General features: G+C 43.4%; 24 protein-coding genes and 1 pseudogene. 13 read left to right on the top strand and 12 right to left on the bottom strand.

The window, feature by feature from the left end:
* Position 1: 1 nt before the first annotated feature.
* The gene (gene lolA1 / locus AAA938_RS19620) at positions 2 to 655 is read left to right on the top strand and encodes an outer membrane lipoprotein periplasmic chaperone LolA1 (RefSeq protein ID WP_338230557.1); all 654 of its coding nucleotides are present in this window, start codon (positions 2 to 4) and stop codon (positions 653 to 655) included.
* 52 nt (positions 656 to 707) lie between these two features.
* Here the strand turns inward: lolA1 and AAA938_RS19615 are convergent, their stop codons facing one another.
* Positions 708 to 1,253 carry a CvpA family protein gene (locus AAA938_RS19615; protein WP_338230555.1) on the bottom strand — a complete coding sequence of 182 codons (546 nt, stop codon included), beginning with the start codon at positions 1,251 to 1,253 and terminating at the stop codon, positions 708 to 710.
* Positions 1,254 to 1,255: 2 nt separating this feature from the next.
* Entirely contained in the window at positions 1,256 to 1,708 is a 453-nt protein-coding gene (locus tag AAA938_RS19610) for a GatB/YqeY domain-containing protein (protein ID WP_338230552.1), read from the bottom strand.
* A gap of 60 nt (positions 1,709 to 1,768) precedes the next feature.
* Here AAA938_RS19610 and AAA938_RS19605 point away from each other — a divergent pair, with 60 nt between their 5' ends.
* The gene (locus tag AAA938_RS19605; RefSeq protein WP_338230550.1) at positions 1,769 to 2,488 is read left to right on the top strand and encodes a pyridoxine 5'-phosphate synthase; all 720 of its coding nucleotides are present in this window, start codon (positions 1,769 to 1,771) and stop codon (positions 2,486 to 2,488) included.
* Positions 2,489 to 2,622: 134 nt separating this feature from the next.
* On the opposite strand, the gene AAA938_RS19600 is transcribed toward AAA938_RS19605, so the two are convergent.
* The 8 genes and pseudogenes from AAA938_RS19600 to pdhA all read right to left on the bottom strand — a co-directional run bounded on the left by AAA938_RS19600 (position 2,623) and on the right by pdhA (position 7,488).
* A complete protein-coding gene (locus AAA938_RS19600; protein WP_338230548.1) occupies positions 2,623 to 2,949 on the bottom strand; it encodes a DUF6787 family protein in 327 nt (108 codons plus the stop codon).
* A gap of 15 nt (positions 2,950 to 2,964) precedes the next feature.
* Positions 2,965 to 3,285, bottom strand: a complete 321-nt coding sequence (locus tag AAA938_RS19595; RefSeq protein ID WP_338230546.1) for a PIN domain-containing protein — start codon at positions 3,283 to 3,285, stop codon at positions 2,965 to 2,967.
* Between the two features lie 65 nt (positions 3,286 to 3,350).
* A pseudogene (locus AAA938_RS20335) lies at positions 3,351 to 3,425 on the bottom strand (DUF3368 domain-containing protein); the annotation flags it as partial.
* A complete protein-coding gene (locus AAA938_RS19590; RefSeq protein WP_338230544.1) occupies positions 3,403 to 3,645 on the bottom strand; it encodes a UPF0175 family protein in 243 nt (80 codons plus the stop codon). The pseudogene AAA938_RS20335 and the gene AAA938_RS19590, both read right to left, overlap by 23 nt.
* An 87-nt stretch (positions 3,646 to 3,732) precedes the next feature.
* Positions 3,733 to 5,052, bottom strand: coding sequence for an aspartate kinase (locus tag AAA938_RS19585; RefSeq protein ID WP_338230542.1), 1,320 nt, complete (start codon positions 5,050 to 5,052; stop codon positions 3,733 to 3,735).
* 33 nt (positions 5,053 to 5,085) lie between these two features.
* Positions 5,086 to 5,562: a 6,7-dimethyl-8-ribityllumazine synthase gene (gene ribH, locus AAA938_RS19580; protein WP_338230540.1), complete on the bottom strand. Its 477-nt coding sequence runs from the start codon at positions 5,560 to 5,562 to the stop codon at positions 5,086 to 5,088.
* Between the two features lie 90 nt (positions 5,563 to 5,652).
* Positions 5,653 to 6,357 (bottom strand): tetratricopeptide repeat protein, encoded by a 705-nt coding sequence (locus tag AAA938_RS19575; RefSeq protein WP_338230538.1) that lies wholly within the window; start codon positions 6,355 to 6,357, stop codon positions 5,653 to 5,655.
* Positions 6,358 to 6,468: 111 nt separating this feature from the next.
* Positions 6,469 to 7,488 carry a pyruvate dehydrogenase (acetyl-transferring) E1 component subunit alpha gene (pdhA, locus tag AAA938_RS19570; RefSeq protein ID WP_338230537.1) on the bottom strand — a complete coding sequence of 340 codons (1,020 nt, stop codon included), beginning with the start codon at positions 7,486 to 7,488 and terminating at the stop codon, positions 6,469 to 6,471.
* 90 nt (positions 7,489 to 7,578) lie between these two features.
* Between pdhA and recF the strand changes: the two genes are divergently transcribed.
* The 6 genes from recF to AAA938_RS19540 all read left to right on the top strand — a co-directional run bounded on the left by recF (position 7,579) and on the right by AAA938_RS19540 (position 11,348).
* On the top strand, positions 7,579 to 8,688 hold the full coding sequence (gene recF / locus AAA938_RS19565) for a DNA replication/repair protein RecF (protein ID WP_338230535.1): 1,110 nt from the start codon (positions 7,579 to 7,581) through the stop codon (positions 8,686 to 8,688).
* Positions 8,689 to 8,760: 72 nt separating this feature from the next.
* Positions 8,761 to 8,976, top strand: coding sequence for a hypothetical protein (locus AAA938_RS19560; protein WP_338230533.1), 216 nt, complete (start codon positions 8,761 to 8,763; stop codon positions 8,974 to 8,976).
* Between the two features lie 61 nt (positions 8,977 to 9,037).
* Positions 9,038 to 10,177, top strand: a complete 1,140-nt coding sequence (locus tag AAA938_RS19555; RefSeq protein ID WP_338230531.1) for a DUF4221 family protein — start codon at positions 9,038 to 9,040, stop codon at positions 10,175 to 10,177.
* Positions 10,140 to 10,487 carry a hypothetical protein gene (locus tag AAA938_RS19550; RefSeq protein ID WP_338230529.1) on the top strand — a complete coding sequence of 116 codons (348 nt, stop codon included), beginning with the start codon at positions 10,140 to 10,142 and terminating at the stop codon, positions 10,485 to 10,487. Before AAA938_RS19555 ends, AAA938_RS19550 begins: the two co-directional genes overlap by 38 nt.
* A 338-nt stretch (positions 10,488 to 10,825) precedes the next feature.
* Entirely contained in the window at positions 10,826 to 10,993 is a 168-nt protein-coding gene (locus tag AAA938_RS19545) for a hypothetical protein (protein WP_338230528.1), read from the top strand.
* On the top strand, positions 10,983 to 11,348 hold the full coding sequence (locus AAA938_RS19540) for a type II toxin-antitoxin system VapC family toxin (RefSeq protein WP_338230526.1): 366 nt from the start codon (positions 10,983 to 10,985) through the stop codon (positions 11,346 to 11,348). Before AAA938_RS19545 ends, AAA938_RS19540 begins: the two co-directional genes overlap by 11 nt.
* 149 nt (positions 11,349 to 11,497) lie before the next feature.
* Here the strand turns inward: AAA938_RS19540 and AAA938_RS19535 are convergent, their stop codons facing one another.
* Complete coding sequence (locus AAA938_RS19535; RefSeq protein WP_338230525.1) at positions 11,498 to 12,400, bottom strand: nucleotidyltransferase family protein; 903 nt, start codon at positions 12,398 to 12,400, stop codon at positions 11,498 to 11,500.
* Positions 12,401 to 12,668: 268 nt separating this feature from the next.
* Between AAA938_RS19535 and AAA938_RS19530 the strand changes: the two genes are divergently transcribed.
* Both AAA938_RS19530 and AAA938_RS19525 read left to right on the top strand, forming a co-directional pair.
* The gene (locus tag AAA938_RS19530) at positions 12,669 to 13,007 is read left to right on the top strand and encodes a P-II family nitrogen regulator (RefSeq protein WP_338220792.1); all 339 of its coding nucleotides are present in this window, start codon (positions 12,669 to 12,671) and stop codon (positions 13,005 to 13,007) included.
* A 27-nt stretch (positions 13,008 to 13,034) separates the two neighbouring features.
* Positions 13,035 to 14,276 (top strand): ammonium transporter, encoded by a 1,242-nt coding sequence (locus AAA938_RS19525; protein WP_338230523.1) that lies wholly within the window; start codon positions 13,035 to 13,037, stop codon positions 14,274 to 14,276.
* 76 nt (positions 14,277 to 14,352) lie between these two features.
* Here the strand turns inward: AAA938_RS19525 and AAA938_RS19520 are convergent, their stop codons facing one another.
* On the bottom strand, positions 14,353 to 14,541 hold the full coding sequence (locus AAA938_RS19520; RefSeq protein ID WP_338230522.1) for a hypothetical protein: 189 nt from the start codon (positions 14,539 to 14,541) through the stop codon (positions 14,353 to 14,355).
* A 114-nt stretch (positions 14,542 to 14,655) separates the two neighbouring features.
* Between AAA938_RS19520 and AAA938_RS19515 the strand changes: the two genes are divergently transcribed.
* From AAA938_RS19515 to AAA938_RS19505, 3 genes are read left to right on the top strand one after another with little or no spacing between them, the layout of a single operon-like run.
* Positions 14,656 to 16,101 carry a BatD family protein gene (locus AAA938_RS19515; RefSeq protein ID WP_338230519.1) on the top strand — a complete coding sequence of 482 codons (1,446 nt, stop codon included), beginning with the start codon at positions 14,656 to 14,658 and terminating at the stop codon, positions 16,099 to 16,101.
* The gene (gene aroC / locus AAA938_RS19510; protein ID WP_338230517.1) at positions 16,101 to 17,186 is read left to right on the top strand and encodes a chorismate synthase; all 1,086 of its coding nucleotides are present in this window, start codon (positions 16,101 to 16,103) and stop codon (positions 17,184 to 17,186) included. Before AAA938_RS19515 ends, aroC begins: the two co-directional genes overlap by 1 nt.
* 9 nt (positions 17,187 to 17,195) lie before the next feature.
* Complete coding sequence (locus AAA938_RS19505; RefSeq protein ID WP_338230515.1) at positions 17,196 to 18,548, top strand: dicarboxylate/amino acid:cation symporter; 1,353 nt, start codon at positions 17,196 to 17,198, stop codon at positions 18,546 to 18,548.
* The last annotated feature ends 215 nt before the right edge of the window (positions 18,549 to 18,763 follow it).

Below are 18,763 nucleotides of genomic sequence, written 5' to 3'. Positions count from 1 at the left end.
CATGAAACAAGTTTCTACTTCTTTTCTCCTGATTTTTCTGGTCTTTTTGTCTTCTTTGGCCTTCGGCCAAAAGGATCCTAAAGCAAAAGCTGTCCTGGATGGGATGAGCAAAAAATACCAAAGCCTCAACGGTTTCACTGCCAATTTTGACTTTACCTTTTCCGATGCGGGTGTGGTTCAGGATCGACAGCAAGGAGAGCTTGCCGTTAAAGGGGAGAAGTACCGGCTTAAGCTTCCGGATCAGGAGATTTTTAATGACGGGAAAACTGTTTGGACATTTATCCAAAGTGATGGATACAAGGAGGTCACCATCAATGACGTGAGTCAGATGGAAGGAGAACTGACCCCATCCAATATTTACAAAATGTATGAGACGGGCTACAATTATCGGCTTTTGGCAGACAATACCTACAAGGGCAAGCCGGTTCAGGTAGTGCTTTTGGTGGCCCAAAAAGCAGATTCCCCTTTCAAAGAGGTTAAGCTGATGGTAGATAAAAACACCCAGGATCTACTCGCTTGGGAGATGTCAGACGGGCAGGGCGGCACGCTTTCTTATTCTTTCCGGGAAATGAAACAAGCGCCTTCTCTTTCAGCTGATTACTTTGTTTTTGATCCCAAAAAATACCCTGGGATTGAAATTATTGATTTGAGGTAATTAGAGAAAAGTATCGCTGAGCCTAAATAAGCTAACTTTTTATATGTTCAAATCAGAAGTTTGCCTTCTTAGCGTATTCCTCAGCTATTTCCTTCATCGTTTCCACCATTTCCTTCACTTTGGGAAAAATCGGCTCCAGAACACTGATTATTCCCGGGGCCAAAGGCTCGATGTAGACTAAAGCTTCGCTGTCTTTTTTCCACTCTTTGGGCATCTGCAATCCAAACTGAAGGGAAAACCAGAGAAAAAGGCTGATAAAAAATCCTGTCTGTACAATTCCCAAAATTCCTCCGGCCAAACTATCAAAGCCTCCCAAAAGAATAAGGTCCATCATTTTTTTTAAGACCCAACCCGCCAGATTTACCAAAACCAAAGTGATCCCGAAAACAATCAAAAAAGCCAAAATGGGAAAGGCGAAGGTCATTTCATCCAGTCTGTTTGCGAGCCATTTGCTGACGGGATCCATGAAATACACCCCCAAAATAATAGCCAATACAAATCCGATCAGGCCCACGATACTCATCAAGAGGCCTTTTTTGTAGCCTTGATAAGCTCCTAGCCCGATCAGAATCAGTATAACTATATCGAGAGGTGCCAAGCTTATCCGTTCAAAAGCATTTTCACTTTTTCCGCAATGGCCTTTCCGTCGGCTTTTCCGGCAAGCTGCTTGCTAGCCACTCCCATCACTTTGCCCATGTCTTTTGGGCCAACGGCACCGGTCACATTGATGATTTCCTGTACGGCCAGACCTAATTCTTCGTCAGTCAATGCCTTAGGCAAAAACTCCTGAATCACCTCCAGTTCAGCCAATTCCGTTTCCAAAAGGTCATTTCGGCCTTGTTTTTCATAGATTTCGGCAGAGTCTTTTCTTTGCTTTGCGGCTTTGGTTAAAAGTTTCAGCTCGTCATCCTCGCTAAGGCTGCCGGAATAGCCCTCCTTCGTTTCTTCTAGCAAAATCAAGGATTTGATTGCACGAAGGGCTGTCAATCGGACCTTGTTTTTTGCGATCATGGCCGATTTTATTTCAGTTTCTACTTTCTGCTTTAAACTCATTCGTCCTAAGTTTGTGTTACATCTAGATTACCGGGTAAAAATACCCTTTTATCAACCTATATGACAAAACTGAGTGTAAATATCAACAAGATCGCCACGCTGAGAAATGCGAGAGGTGCCAATAATCCCAATGTGGTGCAAGTGGCCTTGGACTGTGAGAGATTTGGAGCAGAGGGAATTACCGTGCATCCCAGGCCTGACGAAAGGCATATTCGCTATCAGGATTGTTTGGATCTAGCCAAGGTAGTGACCACCGAATTTAATATAGAAGGCTATCCTGATCAGCGATTTATGCAATTGATTCGAGAAGTGAAGCCTGCACAGGCGACTTTGGTGCCCGACCCACCCAATGCCATCACTTCCAATACAGGTTGGGACACGATCACCCATCAGAGCATGCTGAAGGATATCGTCGCGGAGCTGAAAGAAATCGGAACCCGGGTTTCCATATTTATCAATCCTGAGGCGAAATACTTCGAACCAGCCAAGTTGACGGGGACAGATCGGGTAGAACTCTACACCGAACCTTATGCTTCACACTACCACCAAGATCGGGACTTGGCGGTCAAAGCCTATGTGGAGGTTTCCAAAATTGCAAGAGATTTGGGCTTGGGGCTGAATGCAGGCCATGATTTGGACTTGCATAATCTTGCTTTCCTGAAAAAGAATATTCCCTGGCTTGAAGAAGTATCGATCGGTCATGCGCTCATCTGCGATGCCCTGTACTATGGATTGGAAAATACGATCCAGATGTACAGAAGGCAGTTGGAGGAGCTGTGATTTGGGAATTGAAAAATTTTTGGAGTGAAAAAGAGCTATCCTCCTCCCAAAGTGAGGCGATGTACTATTTGGGGGAATAGTATCTGAAGTCAAAAAGGTGCAGTGGTAATTGGTCTCTATTAGCCAAATACTTCTTATTTATTCGAGAAAAGCTTTCCTATTCTTCGGAAAATCTGCTTTTCCTTTCCCCAGAAAAATTTAAACTGACCAAAAATAAAACCATAGATCAGGAGAATAATCTGGTATAATGGAAGTACTAAAAGTAGGTAAAGAACCGTATTCAGAAATCCTTGACCTCCTCCTCTTTCTACGCCAAAAAAATCCAAAATCGGGTTTTTGATGAAAAGAATGGTAAATCCCGTACAGGCAAATACCACCAAAACCATCACGACTTGGAAAATACTTTCCAGTTTCCATTTGGTTTGAAGGCGTTGGAGGAAATTAGGTTGATCGGATGGCATGAATTGAAATCGCGTTTATGTTTCGTTACACAAAGAGAGGATTTTATTCTCTAAGGATTTACTGAACCTGAAATCAGTCTTTTTTACTTTTTCCAGAATAGGTTTAATGGATGGAATTAGACCTTTTCCTTTGGCTAAAATAAAAATGCCCAATGTACCAGTTACTTTAATCCCTAGATTTTGCGCAAACTTTCTTCCTTTTAGGTCATCGATAATCAGAAGAGGGTTGTTTTTTTCGAGACATAAAGCAATTGCACTGGATTCGCCTTTATCCAAGGAAATGGAAAGAATGGTCTGATAGGATTTATTCTCCGGAGTCTCAATCTCTTTATCCATTCAGGCAATCCTTGATTGTATTCTTCAGCTATTTGAGGAGTGATAATTATTTGTCCAAACAACTTATTCAAAAGCTCCAATTCCCCTACTTTTTCCAGCAAAATCAAACAGCTGGTATCAGAGAGTATAATTTTTTCCATTTTCTACATCTCGTTCAAGATCAGAGACAGAATAATTAAAAAATGATACTCCATAATCACCTAATGCATCGATAAATGAAGCCTTTGACATTCCGACTACATCGGCAGCCTGACCAAGAGAAAGCTTCCCCTTCTCGTACAACCTAGCGGCTATTGCCATAAGTGCTTCCTTATCATCGAAATCCACCGTATCTGGAATATTGATCTTTAGTGTCTTCATTGGGATAAGTTACTTTTAATTCCTTTCAAAACCCAATCTTAAACCACAGATCAAGATTTGGATCTCTTGACCTGTGGTTTCTAATCTCTACCAGCTAAACACCCCTTCATTCAGGTTTTTCAGCGCCTGAACTTTGTATTGGGCATCTACCAGGATGGATACATTGTGACGGCTACCTCCGTAGGAAACCATTCTCACCGGAATGTCCACCAAGGAATCCATCACCGATTTGATTGCTCCTTTGGTCTCAGAAACCATATTCCCTACGATGCATATGATGGTCTGATTTCTGTCCACCTCTACCGAACCCAAAGCCTGAAGTTCCTCTAAAATCTGCTCCAAATGGCTCAGGTCATCGATGGTTACAGAGACTGCCACCTCGGAGGTGGTAATCATATCGATGGGAGTCTTGTACTTCTCGAAGATCTCGAAGATTCTCCTTAAGAAACCGTAGGCTAAGAGCATCCGGCTGGATTTGACTTTTATGGCGGTGATGCCGTCCTTGGCAGCAATGGCCTTCACCCCGGTAGTTTCTACCGAAGCTTTGATGAGTGTACCTCCTGCATCCGGCTGCATAGTATTGAGCAATTTGACCGGAATATTATGCAATTGTGCCGGCCAAATGGAAGCCGGGTGGAGGATTTTGGCTCCGAAATAGGCCAACTCAGCCGCCTCATCGAAGGACAATTCCGCGATAGGACGAGTACGATCCACTATTCTCGGGTCATTGTTGTGCATACCATCGATGTCTGTCCAGATTTCGCAGACCGAAGCATGAATCGCCGCAGCTACAAGTGACGCCGTGTAGTCACTCCCGCCCCGCTTCAGATTATCGACCTCATTTCGGTGATTTTTACAAATATAGCCTTGGGTGATAAAGAGTCTTTCCTGAGGATGTTCCGCCAGAATAGCCTTTAGTTTTTCTGAAATCTTCGGCAGCTCAGGCTCAGAATTCTCATCGATAGACATAAAATCCAAAGCTGGAAGAAACACCGCAGGTATCTCCAACTCTCCGAGCAAAGTGTAGAAAAGCTTGGTGGAAAGCATTTCTCCCTGAGCCAAGATATCCCGGTTGATCGCCTCATTGAAGGAAATCTTAAGCAGAATATTCAAAAATTCGAAATGCTCCCGGATAATCTCTTCTGCCTGGGCTCTTGCCCCGGGCGTCTTAAGTAGTTCAGGATAAAAAGCCAGATAATGAGCATGCAAGGTGTCAATTCGATCCTTTGCCAGCGTTTTATCCCCTGCTGCCAAAGCTTCTCCGATTCCCACCAAGGCATTGGTTGTACCGGATAGTGCGGATAGCACCACAATAGTGGGTTCGTCCCCACGGGTAATCAAGTCTTTGACTTGATGCATGCGCTCAGGGCGGCCCACAGAAGTGCCGCCAAACTTCATGATTTTCATGGATTCTGGATTAAATAGGAAATAGGTTTGTAATTAAAATCCGAGCATTTTGATGGCAGTGATGGCAGCTTCATCGCCCTTGTTGCCATGTTTTCCTCCCGCACGGTCCAAGGCCTGCTGCTGATTGTCCGGTGTGAGAACACCAAAAATCACCGGCTTGTTGTACTTCAGGCCTACTTCTGTGATGCCATGGGCTACCGCATCGCAGATGAAGTCAAAGTGACGAGTTTCACCCTGAATCACGCATCCCAAACAGATAACTGCATCGATGCTTTCGTCCTGTGCACACCACTGGGCGCCAAGGCTCAACTCAAATGAACCGGGCACATTTTTTCGGATGACATTTTCCTTCCTTGCACCATGCTGAAGGAGTGTTTGATATGCTCCAGAATATAGGGCTTCTGTGACATCTTCATTCCACTCGGATACGACAATGGCAAACTTCCTCTCGGAGATATCTTGAATATTTTTGGAGCTGTAATCGCTCAGACTTTTATTGGCTGTTGCCATAGGTTGATTTGATTTAAAAGACTGGAAATAAAAACAAAAAGGAGTAAGACCCCGGGCCCTACTCCTCTAGTATGCTTGTATACAGAAGCATTACTTAGCGGCAAGGCCCTCTAAGCGTGCTTTATGTTTTCGCGCAGCAGAATACTCGTACGATTCGAAATACTTCTCTTCGATTTCGGTGTAAGTAGCTATAGCATCAGCAATCTTACCTGCTTCTTCCTGAGCTACGGCCAATTTAGCCAAGTATTTGGGCGTCATAAACTTGTTCTCGTTGGTTCGTGCAGCCTTGGTATAGTTAGAAATAGCCGCATCGGTATTGTCCAATTCCAAATTGGCATCTCCGATAAGAGAATAGGCTTTGGACTGAACCAAATAATCATCAGAAGAAAAATCCTCTAAGTAGTCCAATGCCTCCTGGAATTTTCTCTCAGAAAGATAGATGGAACCGATGTAGAAATTGGCCAGATTAGCAGCGTCAGTTCTTGGATAATCCTCTACGATGGAAAGGAAACCTTTATTGATTCCGTCACCGTTGAGTGCAAACTCGATGCTGTCTTGCTCGAAAAAGTACACCGCTTGGAACATCTCAGCCTGTGCTTTTTCATTCTGGTTTTGATTGTTGATCTGGAAAAAGAGAATCCCTCCGATCAATACAATTGCAGCGATCAATACACCGCCCAATATTTTGCTATTCTTTTTCAAAAAAGCTTCACCTCTGCCAATTCGCTCAGCGATGACTTCTGGATTTTCCAAAAGTTCATTTTCAGTTGCTTTTTTAGATTGCTTCGTTGCCATGTTACTCAAATTTCGGTCGCAAATATACGGTTTTTATCAAATCTACAAGCCCAAACAAAAAAGCCATGAAGCAGGAAAGACTTCATGGCTTTCTTCAGTCGGGACAGGACTTTATTCCATTACAAAAGGATAATCCTCCTGAACATACACATCCTTGAAGGCATCCTGTCCATCAGGCCATGGAGACTCTTCCGCAAACTTCACGGCTTCGTCCACCTGCTTTTTCACCTTCTTGATCACGGCCTCAATTTCCTCTTCGGTCATGATTTTATTTTCACGGATGGTGTGAAGTACTTGCTCGATAGGATCTTTTTGCTTGTATTCTTCTACTTCCTCCTTGGTTCGGTATTTCTGAGGATCGGACATGGAGTGTCCTTTGTATCTATAGGTTCTGAACTCCAAAAGGGTAGGTCCATCCCCTCTTCGGGCTCTTTCGGCAGCTTCAGCTACAGCTTCGTGAATTGCCTCCACATTCATCCCGTCTACCGGGAATGAAGGCATATCGTAAGCTTCACCGATTTTGTACAATTCAGTCACATTGGACGTACGGGCCACTGAGGTACCCATGGCATATCCGTTGTTTTCGATCACGAAAATGACCGGGGACTTGTAAAGCATGGCCAAGTTGAAAGCCTCATGAACAGCTCCCTGACGAACTGCTCCGTCACCCATCTTGCAAATGCAAAGATTCTTGGTCCCGGCATATTTTTCGGCGAAACCGATGCCCAAGCCCATAGGAACCTGAGCGCCTACGATTCCGTGACCGCCCATGTAGTTTCTTTCCTTGTCGAAAATGTGCATGGAGCCACCTTTTCCCTTAGTGGTACCTGTAGCTTTGCCAAAAAGCTCTGCCATCACCGCTCCCGGGTCTGTACCCAAGCCTAGTGGATGTGCATGACAACGATAAGCTGTAATCCACTTGTCATCCTTGGTCAATGCCGTAATCGCTCCTGATGCACAAGCTTCCTGCCCGATGTACAGGTGGCAGAAGCCTCTGATTTTTTGCTGACCATAAAGTTGTCCGGCTTTTTCCTCAAACCTTCTCATCAAGAGCATGCTTTCATACCAGTAAGCATAGGTTTCTTTGGAATATTTTACCTTGGACTTGGTTGCTGTCGCTTTCTTTGCCATATCGCTTGAATCAAAATATGCTATTTTAGGCCCCAAATATAGCAATCCCGACCTAAAAATCAGGATGCCATTCAAATAATTCCCGCTTCCATGATCTTGGAGTCACTCAATCTGATCCAGTTTAAAAACCACCTGAAAACCAGCCTTAAGTTTTGCCCGGAGATCAACTGCCTGGTAGGACTCAATGGAAGCGGAAAGACCAATGTCCTCGATGCAATCCACTACCTTTCCCTGACAAAAAGTGCGGTACAAAGCAGTGACACGCTCAATATCCAACATGGAACTGATTTTTTTTCCATCATTGGCAAATACCGAATTGATCAAAAGCAGGTCGAGGTCCGTTGCTCCTTTGAGTCGGGAAAGAAAAAGCAGATTTGGGTCAATGGAAGTGCCCATGCCAAAACTGCCGACCATGTGGGGATGATTCCGCTTGTGCTGATCGCTCCGGACGACACAGAACTGCTCAAAGGGGGTAGTGAAGGAAGGCGGAGGTTTTTCGATGGCTTGATTTCCCAATTGGATCATTCCTACCTCGATCAGCTGATTCGCTATCATCACTTTCTCAAGCAGCGCAATGCCCTGCTCAAACAGTTTGCAGAGACGGGCCGGCGTGACCTGACCTTATTGGGAGGCTATGACAGGGAGCTTATCCAGTTTAGCCGGATTTTGGGAGAAAAGAGAAAGTCCCTGCTCGAAGAGATGATTCCTGTGCTGCAGCAGTTTTACGAGCAGATCTCCTCAGGCAAGGAAACCATCGGGGTCAACTATGAGACAGAGGTTCTGAGAGAAGATTTTGAAAGCTATTTTACAAGTCTTCGACCCAAGGATTTTGCCACCAAAAACAGTAACGCAGGGATTCATAAGGATGATTTTGACTTTCAGATCGAGGGCCACCCCATCCGGAAAATCGGCAGTCAGGGTCAGCAAAAGTCCTTTACCATTGCTCTGAAATTGGCCCAGTTCCGGCTATTTGAAAAAGCAAAAGGAGAAAAACCCCTCCTGCTGATGGATGATATTTTTGACAAACTAGACGATGAGCGAATCGCCAAGTTGATGGAACTGGTGTCCAAAGGAACTTTTGGGCAGATTTTTCTGACCGATGCCCGGCCCGAGCGATCCAGAGGTATATTAGGAAGTTTGGATGCGGAGGTCAGTTTTTTTGGGGTGGAAATGGGGAAAATATCTGCTTTGGAAAATTGAAAAATTTTTTAAAAAAAATTTGGTTTCTTAATTTTTTTTTAACTTCATAACAAGTTCAAATTTTATAAGATAATGAAAAAACTAAAAAATTTCGGGATTTTCCTTTCTCTGTTGGGAGGAATTTGTTTTGCCGGGTATCAGCCTGCAAAAGCTCAAGGGTGCATTGTGTGTGGTTCATCTATGAATAACGCCGCAATGATAATTGAAGAAGATGCCTGTTATTGTGTGAATTTTGGAAGTGCATGTGCTTTTGAAGTAAATCCAGACTGCACACCAAAAAACCCCTAAAACAAATGTAAAAGGCCTCTTATTAAATGGAGGTCTTTTTAAATTCTATTTTAGAATAAAAATGAAACGTTTACTCATAATATTTCTCTTGTGCGCATGCAAAGGTCAAGTAACCAAAGAAGATTTGGAAATTCCTTCAAAAGTTAAAACTCTAAAAATTCAACTTGATAATGAGATTGCAAATTTTGGAAATTCAATACAAGTCATTGAAGAAAATGGTGAAGAAATGCTGATGGTTTTTAGCCCAGCTTCATACAATCTTTATATTTATAGTTTATCAACCCTGAATTTAACAAGTAAAATAAAATTCGAGAAAGAGGGACCAAATGGTATTGGAGATTCACATCATTTTCATTATTTAAGTTATGATTCGATATTTTTCTTGCCAAAAAATATAACGCATTTTTATCTGACAAATCTAAGGGGAGGTGAAAGTGAGATGTATCGATTGAATTTCTCAAATGAAAACCGAGGAAGAATTCCACTAGCCACAAACCAATCCACAATTATCCTTAAGGATGAGAAAATTTATATGACCTCACCAACTTCTTATAGCCCTTCTTTATATCACTCGCCGGATGAATACAAGCAAATTGAAAAATCTTGCTTTCAATATATTTATGACCTTAAAAGCAATCAGGAAGTTAAAGAATGTATTAGCTTTCCATTAGAGTATAGTCAAAAAGTCTACCCCCTTTACCAAAATTTCGTTTCACAAGAATCTATTGACCTTGGGATAATTTACTCCTTTTCCCTTTTAGACTCAATTCATTTTTTCGACAATATTTCAAAAAAATTTTCATCCACTCTATGCAAAACTACAACAACTTATCCCAAAAGACATATCGTAGAAACGATTGACGAGGTGATTCCAGAACATGAATCTCAAGAATTTTCCATATTTATGAATTCCTTAAACTATGGAAATGTGATTTATGATAAATATAGAAATCAATATTATCGTATTGTTGAATATCCTGTTAATGAAGACGAATTAAACCCTTACTTACAACCAAGAACGAAGCCTCTAGGAATAATAGTGCTTGATTCCTCAAGAAATTTTAAACAGGAATATTATTTAGGATATGGAAATTATGTTAAAACAAATATTTTTGTAAGTAAAGATGGATTAAACATATTAAATTATGAAAAAATCTTGGAAGATGAATATTTTATCACTTATGATACTTTTCTCTTGTAAAGAGGAAAAATGTGATTTGTTTTTTAATGATGGAATATACCTTATATATGATGAAAGATATTGTGAAAAGTGCAGATTAACTGCATTGTCATTAGTTGATAGCTTAGTGAAAAATGAAATAGAATATTATTTAATTTCTATAAACACAATTTCTAAAAGAAAAACAGAATTGGAATTTCGGGAATTTGCACCAATTCAAATTTATTATGCAAAACCCAATGATAAAAATTGTTTGATTGATTTTCCTGAAATTTCCTTGATATACAAAAATAGTGAAAATATAAGATTACTGACTGATCTAACAAAGTAGAAATCTTTTAAATAGAGTTTTTTTGAAGTTCTCAAAATGATTTTCCCTTTTCAAGTAAAGCTAAACCTAAGGATTAGATTTCAATTTCACTTGGGAGTTGTTCTTGGAAGCCATTCATTAGGCAATTAAGCATTCCTTTCTAACTGATGCCCGTCCCAAACGATCAAAAGTATTTTGGGAAGCTTGGATTCAGAGGTCAGTTTTTTGATGTGGAAAAGGGAGTGGTCAGAAATTAGCTTGAAGCAGATAAGACCTAATTTTGATTTTCTGTTTACTTTTAAGGAGGGAATTCGTATGTTAATCAACGGAATACCAATGACCTACCTGCATAAAGCACCATGACTATAAAAATCGGGAAAAACAGCAAAAAAGAGGTTGCTAAAATCCTTGAAAATAAGTTGAAAAAGACCGGTAAACCGGGAAAACTTGAAAAGCACTTTGGTAATCTGAAAAGGAATCTGGATGGTTTGGAGTACCAAAATGAAATGAGAGAGAATGAAAGTTGATTTTTTTGCTGACACGAATTTTTTAATCTATGTCCATGAAGGAAAAAAAATCACGGAGCCTTTTCTCCAATTTGATTTTGCAATCTCGTTTGTAACAGAAGTCGAGCTTCTAGGCTTCAAGGGAATAACAACCTCTGAGGAGGTAAAATTAAAATCACTAATCAATGATTGCTTCGTGATAGAATGGAACTCCAAAATCAAAGAGCAGACCATTGAATTACGAAAAAGATACTCAGTAAGACTTCCCGATGCGATCATCGCCGCTTCTTCTTTGGTATTTGGCATCCCCATAGTCACAGCAGATAAAGCCTTTTCCAAACTGGAAGAGCTTGACCTGATTTTGATTGATGTTTAGGATCAGACGGAAAAGAAATAACTCCTTTCACGTATTTGGAACATTACCGAAGGAGTTAAACGAGAAACTTCGGATTCAGAGGTAAGTTTTTTTGAGGTGGAAAAGGGAAAAATCAGGAATTAAAAAAGAGGCCGAAGCCTCTTTCATTTTTACCACAATTGTGAAGGATATTCACCTGAATCGTGCAACTTCTTCAATGCTTCGATGACTACCGGACGGTCTTCAGTATAGGTGACCCCAAACCAAACTTTTCCTCCCGGGAGAATCTCAAAGGCTGCTTTTCCCGCTTTGATCAGATTATTGGCTACGGTCGGGATATAAAACTCTGACTTCAGGTTTTCCCGGTTGGCCGGAAGGAATTCATTCCACATGGCCTCAATGTCTGCAAACACATCCGGGTGAAAACCCCAAAAGTTCATACTCACCGGCGTATTTTCGGCAATCTCCAACACCTCTCCTTCACCTCGACTGAGAATTTTCTCTCCTTCCCGGGCAATGGAAGTGCGCTCGGTCATTCCGATTAGCTGTCCTTTCTCGTTGGTTTCGCAGACGCCACGGCTGACGGTGCCATTTTCGGAAAGCACATTCTGAATCGCATAGCCTACCATGGCATGGAGGTCAGGACGGACTTCAATGGAAAGGAACTTCCCCAATACTTCAAAAGCCTCTTTGCCATAAAAGTCATCCGCATTGATTACCGCAAAAGGTTCTTTGATCGCATCCTTGGCACAAAGCACGGCATGGGCAGTGCCGAAGGGCTTCACCCGGTCAGCTTGCTTCAGTTCGGCCGGCACAAAGCTATCCAAGGACTGAATCACCCAATCCACTTCGATTTTTCCTTCCAACTTGGGAAGGAATTTTTCCTTAGCTACCTCGAGGATTTCCTCTCGAACAATGAAAACGACCTTCCCGAATCCAGCCCGGATTGCATCAAAAATCGAATATTCTAAAATGGTTTCCCCATTTGGGCCGAAACCGTCAATCTGCTTATTTCCTCCGTAGCGGCTGCCCATCCCGGCTGCCAAAACAAGTAGTGTTGGTTTTTGAGTCATGTCTTTCTTTCAATCGCGGGCAAAATTAGGAGTTTATCTCCCAAGACCAAACTCATTTTAATTAGATCGACTGGGTTTACTTTTTAACTCATTTTTTGAAAAATTATATACTTTTTTACCCTATCTGGTATTTTACAAAAGAGGAAATCGATTCCGAAACATTTTTTTTAGCAAATCGAGTATTTTTTAGACCCTATTTTGATTTTAATTTAATTTTTATCTTACTTTCATGCCATAATCTCAAAAAACCATTTAACCTATTGACAAAATGAAAAAAATTGAAGCGATCATCCGGACTTCCCGATTTGATCAAATCCATACCTGTGTCTCCAAAATGGGGGTGAAATTCCTCTCCTTTTATGAGATCAAAGGGATGGGTTTTGAGCATGCCCGTCTGGAAATGTACCGGGGAATCCCCTACGAACCAGCTTACATCCCAAGAACCAAGCTGGAAATCGTGGTGCCTGATGAATTGGCTGAGAGTGTGATCCAATGCATTCTCAAAGAGGGAAAAACAGGCGAAGTAGGAGATGGAAAAATCTTTATCTACGATGTCTTGGAAGCCTATCGAATCCGAAACAACGATACCGGAGAAGCCGCGCTTTAATTTCTAACACCGAACCTATTCAAACCTATGCAAGAACCTGTACAAGACCTTTTTACGGTCAATAATCTTTGGATGATGATAGCCACGATCCTGGTTTTCATCATGCACTTGGGATTCGCCACTTTGGAGGCGGGACTCACCCGGGCCAAAAACACGGTAAACATTCTGTTTAAAAATACGATCATTCCAGCCATTGGGCTTTTGACCTATGCCTTTGTTGGATTCAATCTCATGTACCCGGGAGCCGACTTTGCCGGTAGCATTTTTGGCTTTGCCGGTTTTGGACTTTCCCTCCCTGAGGGCTGGGACAGCAGCAATTACAATGCGGGCTACACCTATTTTACCGACTTCATTTTCCAGGCCATGTTTGCTGCCACAGCAGCTACCATCGTTTCAGGTGCAGTAGCTGAGCGAGTCAAATTGGGGCCGTTTATCACCTTCTCCCTTCTTTATGTTGGTATTTGCTATCCTATTGTAGGCATGTGGAAGTGGGGAGGAGGATTCCTGAACGAGCTCAGTACGCCGTTTTATGATTTCGCTGGATCGACCATCGTCCACTCTGTAGGAGGCTGGGGGGCTTTGGTGGGAGCTTATCTTTTGGGGCCAAGAATCGGAAAATATACGCCTCAGGGCATGAAAGCCATTCCCGGTCACAACCTACCCATGGCTACGATCGGAGTGTTTTTGCTCTGGTTCGGCTGGTTTGGCTTCAATGGAGGATCAGTACTCAGCGCGGACCCTGGAGCGGTATCCCGCGTATTTGTGACTACTTCACTTGCAGCAGCAGCCGGAGCCATCGGGGCTTTGATCGTTTCTTTCCTTAAGTTTAAAACCTACGATATCACTATGGTCTTGAACGGAATTTTGGCCGGCTTGGTAGGCATCACCGCAGGTGCGGACCAAATGGGAGTTTTGGACTCAGTGATCATCGGATTCATCGGGGGAGGCCTTATTGTATTCTCCGTCGTCCTTTTTGACAAAATCAAAATCGACGATCCGGTAGGTGCTATTTCAGTTCACCTTGTCGGTGGAATCTGGGGAACCCTTGCCGTCGGCATTTTCGGTGATTTAGCCGGATGGGGACAGCTTTACTCCCAGCTATTGGGCGTGGCAGCTGTTGGACTTTTCTGCTTCGCTACCTCTTGGCTGATTTTCTTCTCCCTCAAGCGTACCGTGGGTATTCGGGTTCACGAAAATGAAGAAACCGAAGGACTTGATATCAACGAGCACAGCATGCGGGCTTATCCGGATTTTGCTTCCAAAGATTAAATACACCACACCAACCTATAATAAGAAAGCCCCGGTTCCTCAAGGTTCCGGGGCTTTCGCATTCGTCGTGGATTATTTAATAAGTTGGTCTAAAATGACGGTTTAGGATCGGGAGGTACAATCGTCCAAACATTTCGTAGCACCAATCCCTGAATTCCTCAATTTCGCTCGGCATCAGATACCGAAGGCCTTTTTTCAACTCTCGCTCAAACAGATATCTGCTAAAGCTTACTTTTTGCAAAATGGTCTTCACATATTCTAGCATAGCTGATTGATTTGGGTTTATTAACTGATTTTAAGTTTTCCTACGAAGTCTTTTCCATAGATGTTGCGTTATTTTGGAAGCTTTAAGCCAAGAATTATCCCTATTTTCGCAACCATGGTAAAAACGCTCCGGAACCTTCTATTCGTATGCCTTGCCCTATTTATTGTTGGCAATGTCTCGGGACAGGAAGTGCAGATTGAGCTCGGACCCGATCAGCTGGGCTTGAATGAAACCTTCACCATCAAGGCCACCCTTTCCAACGACAAGATCAAATCTTACGATCAGTTTCCCGAGATACCCGGTTTCCAAAAGCAGGGCATTTCTCAGTCCTCCTCGATGAATATCATCAACGGACAGATGAGCAGTACCAACAGCATCATCCAATATTATAAACCCACCCGCAAAGGGAAATTCACCCTTCCCTCTTTTGAAATGGAGATCAATGGAGCCTCTTTTTCATCTCCGGGGAAGACCATCACCGTGGATGACCCGGTAAGTTCCCAGAGCTCAGGGGGAAATGTATTTGATCCTTTCGCAGACTTCTTCGGGCGTACTGCCGAGGAGCCAGAATATATCGAACTGGAGGATGATGCTTTTTTTGCCGTGTCCGTGGACAAAGAGGAAATCTTCGCTGGGGAGGGAGTAACTGTAAATATTGCTTTTTACATGTCTGATCAAAATCAGGCCCCTTTCACCTGGTATGAGCCGGGAAAACAGCTGGATGCTATTCTGAAGAAGATCAAGCCTGCCAATGCTTGGGAAGAAAACTTCAACATCACCAATATCGAACCCAGCGTGGTGGAGATTAACGGGAAAAAATGGAATAAGTACAAAGTTTACGAGGCGACCTTCTTTCCTTTTTCCGAAGGGAAAATCGAAATCCCCAGAGTTCCTTGGGAAATGATCAAATACCGGGTGGCGAAAAATCCTTCCTTCTTTGGTTCAAACCGTCAAGAGGACTTCAAGACCTTTTACTCCTCCGCAAAGACCATCACGGTGAAGCCTCTTCCTCCCCATCCGCTGAAAAACGAAGTAGCGGTGGGCGTTTATCAACTGAGAGAAAACATCTCCACGCTGGAAGTAGAAACCGGAAAAGGATTCAATTACAATTTTGGAATCAGCGGAGTGGGAAATATCAATGCCATTCAGGAGCCAAGGAAAATTTCCCAGGCAAATCTGAACACCTTTGCTCCCAACGTGCAGCAGCAAATCAACAGAGGGTATGGAAGAGTGTCAGGGATCAAAGAGTTCAGCTATTTCATCACGCTTAATGAGGCCGGAGAATATCCCTTGGAGGATTATTTCAACTGGATATACTTTGACCCGGTGCGAGCGGTATATGATACGCTGAGACCCGAAGGGAAGATATTGGTCACCGGAGAGTCCAAAGTCAATCAAGCTTTATCCGGTCAGCGTCTGGGAGGAATCTACGACCGAATCGCCACCGAAAACAATCAGTTTTTAAACGAGCGATATAAATATTATTTTACGGCCGCTATCAATTTGCTACTTATCGGTGCCGTCGTGTTATTGGCAGTACTGATCATCAGAAAAAAATAATGGGGAATTCATTTGGCAGGCTTTTCCGAATCACCACCTTCGGGGAATCCCACGGAAAAGCTCTGGGTGTCATCATAGACGGCTGCCCGGCCGGACTGGAACTGGATTTGGATAAAATCCGGGAAGAAATGCAGCGCAGAAAACCCGGGCAATCCAAAATCACCACACAGCGAAAAGAAGAGGATGATATTGAAATCCTCTCCGGAATTTTTGAGGGAAAGACTACCGGAACACCTATCGGGATAGTCATCCCCAATGCCGACCAAAAAAGCAAAGACTACTCCCACATCGCAGATAAATTCCGTCCCTCCCATGCTGATTATACCTATTTCGAAAAGTTTGGAATCCGGGACTACCGCGGAGGAGGAAGATCCAGTGCAAGAGAGACTGCCGCCCGAGTAGCAGCCGGTGCAATCGCTAAGCAGTTTTTGGCAGCAAAAGGAATCTCCATTCAAGCGTATGTTTCTCAGGTAGGTGATCTTTCTATGCAAATTCCCTATCAAGAACTGGACTTGTCCAAGGCTGAAGAAAATATTGTCCGATGTCCTGACCCGGCCACTGCTGAACAAATGATTGCACTTATCGATTCGGTCCGACTTGACCGGGATACGATAGGTGGGGTAGTTTCCTGTGTCATCAAAAACACACCGACCGGGCTTGGAGAGCCTGTATTTGACCGATTGCACGCAGAACTGGGCAAGGCTATGCTGAGTATCAATGCCGTGAAGGGCTTTGAGTATGGAAGCGGCTTTGAGGGGGTGAAAATGAGGGGTTCCCAGCATAATGATGCCATGGTCAAGGAAGAGGGAAAAATCAAGACCCGCACCAATCATTCCGGAGGCATACAGGGAGGAATAAGCAATGGAGAAGATATTTATTTCCGTGTAGCCTTCAAGCCTGTAGCTACGATCATGCAAGACCAGGATTCCATCAATGAAGCAGGAGAAGCGGTGACCGTCAGCGGAAAAGGCCGGCATGACCCATGCGTAGTACCTCGGGCAGTTCCCATTGTTGAAGCCATGGCCGCCTTGGTCTTGGCTGACTACCTGCTTTTGTCAAAAACCAATAAACTCGAAGAAATCTAATTCCAGATCATGCTGAAAAAAATACCCCTTCATACACAAATCATCATCGGACTGGTTTTGGGTCTGGTGTACGGGATCGTGGCCATCAAAACAGGGATTCCTGCCTGGCTGACCCTGGATTGGATCAAACCGATCGGGACTATCTTCATCAATGGCTTGAAAATGATAGCTATGCCATTGGTCTTGGCCTCACTGATTATCGGGGTTTCCAATCTGGGAGATATCTCCAAACTCAGCCGAATCGGAGGAAAAACCATCGTGACTTTCCTCATTACTACCGTCATCGCCATTTGTACCGGTTTGTTTCTGGTGAACATTCTTGTCCCCGGTAAAGGCCTTCCGGCCGAAACCCGGGAAAACCTGATGAGTCTCTATGAAGGAGATGCAGGGGCAAGAGCATTGGCAGCTGCCGAACTCAAGGAACAAAGTCCTCTGCAGCCAATTGTGGACATGGTTCCCCAAAACCTATTCCAGGCCACTACAGACAATGCAGCTATGCTTCAGGTGGTGTTTTTCGCCATCATCGCCGGGATTGCCCTTTTGCAAATCCCTAAGAAAAAGGCAGAGCCTGTGATTGCGTTCTTCGATGGATTCAATGATTTGATTATCCAAGTGGTAAACTATGTCATGTTGATCGCACCTTATGGGGTTTTTGCCTTGATGGCTTCTCTAATTGTAGAAATAGCCGGAGACAATCCGGATGCAGCGATTGATTTGCTTTTGGCCTTGCTCAAATACAGTTTGATCGTACTCGGTGGTCTTTTCTTCATGATGTTGGTGATCTACCCACTTCTCCTCAAGAGCTTCACCAAAGTTAAGTATGCTGACTTTTTCAAGGCTATTCGTCCCGCACAGCTTTTGGCTTTTTCTACCAGCTCGAGTTCAGCTACTCTTCCTGTCACCATGAAGTTGACCGAAGAGGAACTGGGAGTATCAGAAAACATTACCTCCTTTGTACTTCCCCTTGGAGCGACTATCAATATGAACGGAACCAGCCTTTACCAAAGTGTGGCTGCAGTATTTATCGCACAAGCTTTGGGAATGGACCTTTCTCTTTCCCAACAGCTCATGATCGTTCTTACTTCTACTTTGGCGGCCATTGGTTCAGCAGGGGTTCCGGGGGCTGGATTGATTATGCTTATCGTGGTATTGGAATCCATCGGCGTACCTGCTGCTGGCATTGCCTTGATTATGGCTCCGGATAGGATATTAGATATGTTCCGTACCGTAGTCAATGTCACCGGAGACGTGGTCGTAACCACCGTGGTGGCAAGTACGGAAGGGGAACTTCCGGATGGGCTGCTTCGCAAATCCAATCCATTCACTGCCAATGAGAGTGTATTAGAAGAGGAAAACACTTAAAAAAACAAAGCCCTGATCAAAAAGTCAGGGCTTTGTTTTTAATGGTAATGTGGTCAAAAATAGTTGGTGCCTTTGATTAGAAAATTTCTTAAAATCCCGTGCAGGTTTGAAGAGGACATAAGCTCTGCTGAGGAGCAACTTACCAGCAATAGAATCTGCCAAGTGGAATGAAGGGGCTTCGTTTTTCGGAGCCCTTTTTTCATGCTTCATTCTTC

Origin of the sequence: Algoriphagus taiwanensis, from assembly GCF_036245645.1 — a bacterium.
GTDB classification, from domain to species: Bacteria; Bacteroidota; Bacteroidia; order Cytophagales; family Cyclobacteriaceae; genus Algoriphagus; species Algoriphagus taiwanensis.
The sequence above is the reverse complement of the archived record's forward strand: the minus strand, read 5'-3'. Positions and strand labels throughout refer to the sequence as shown.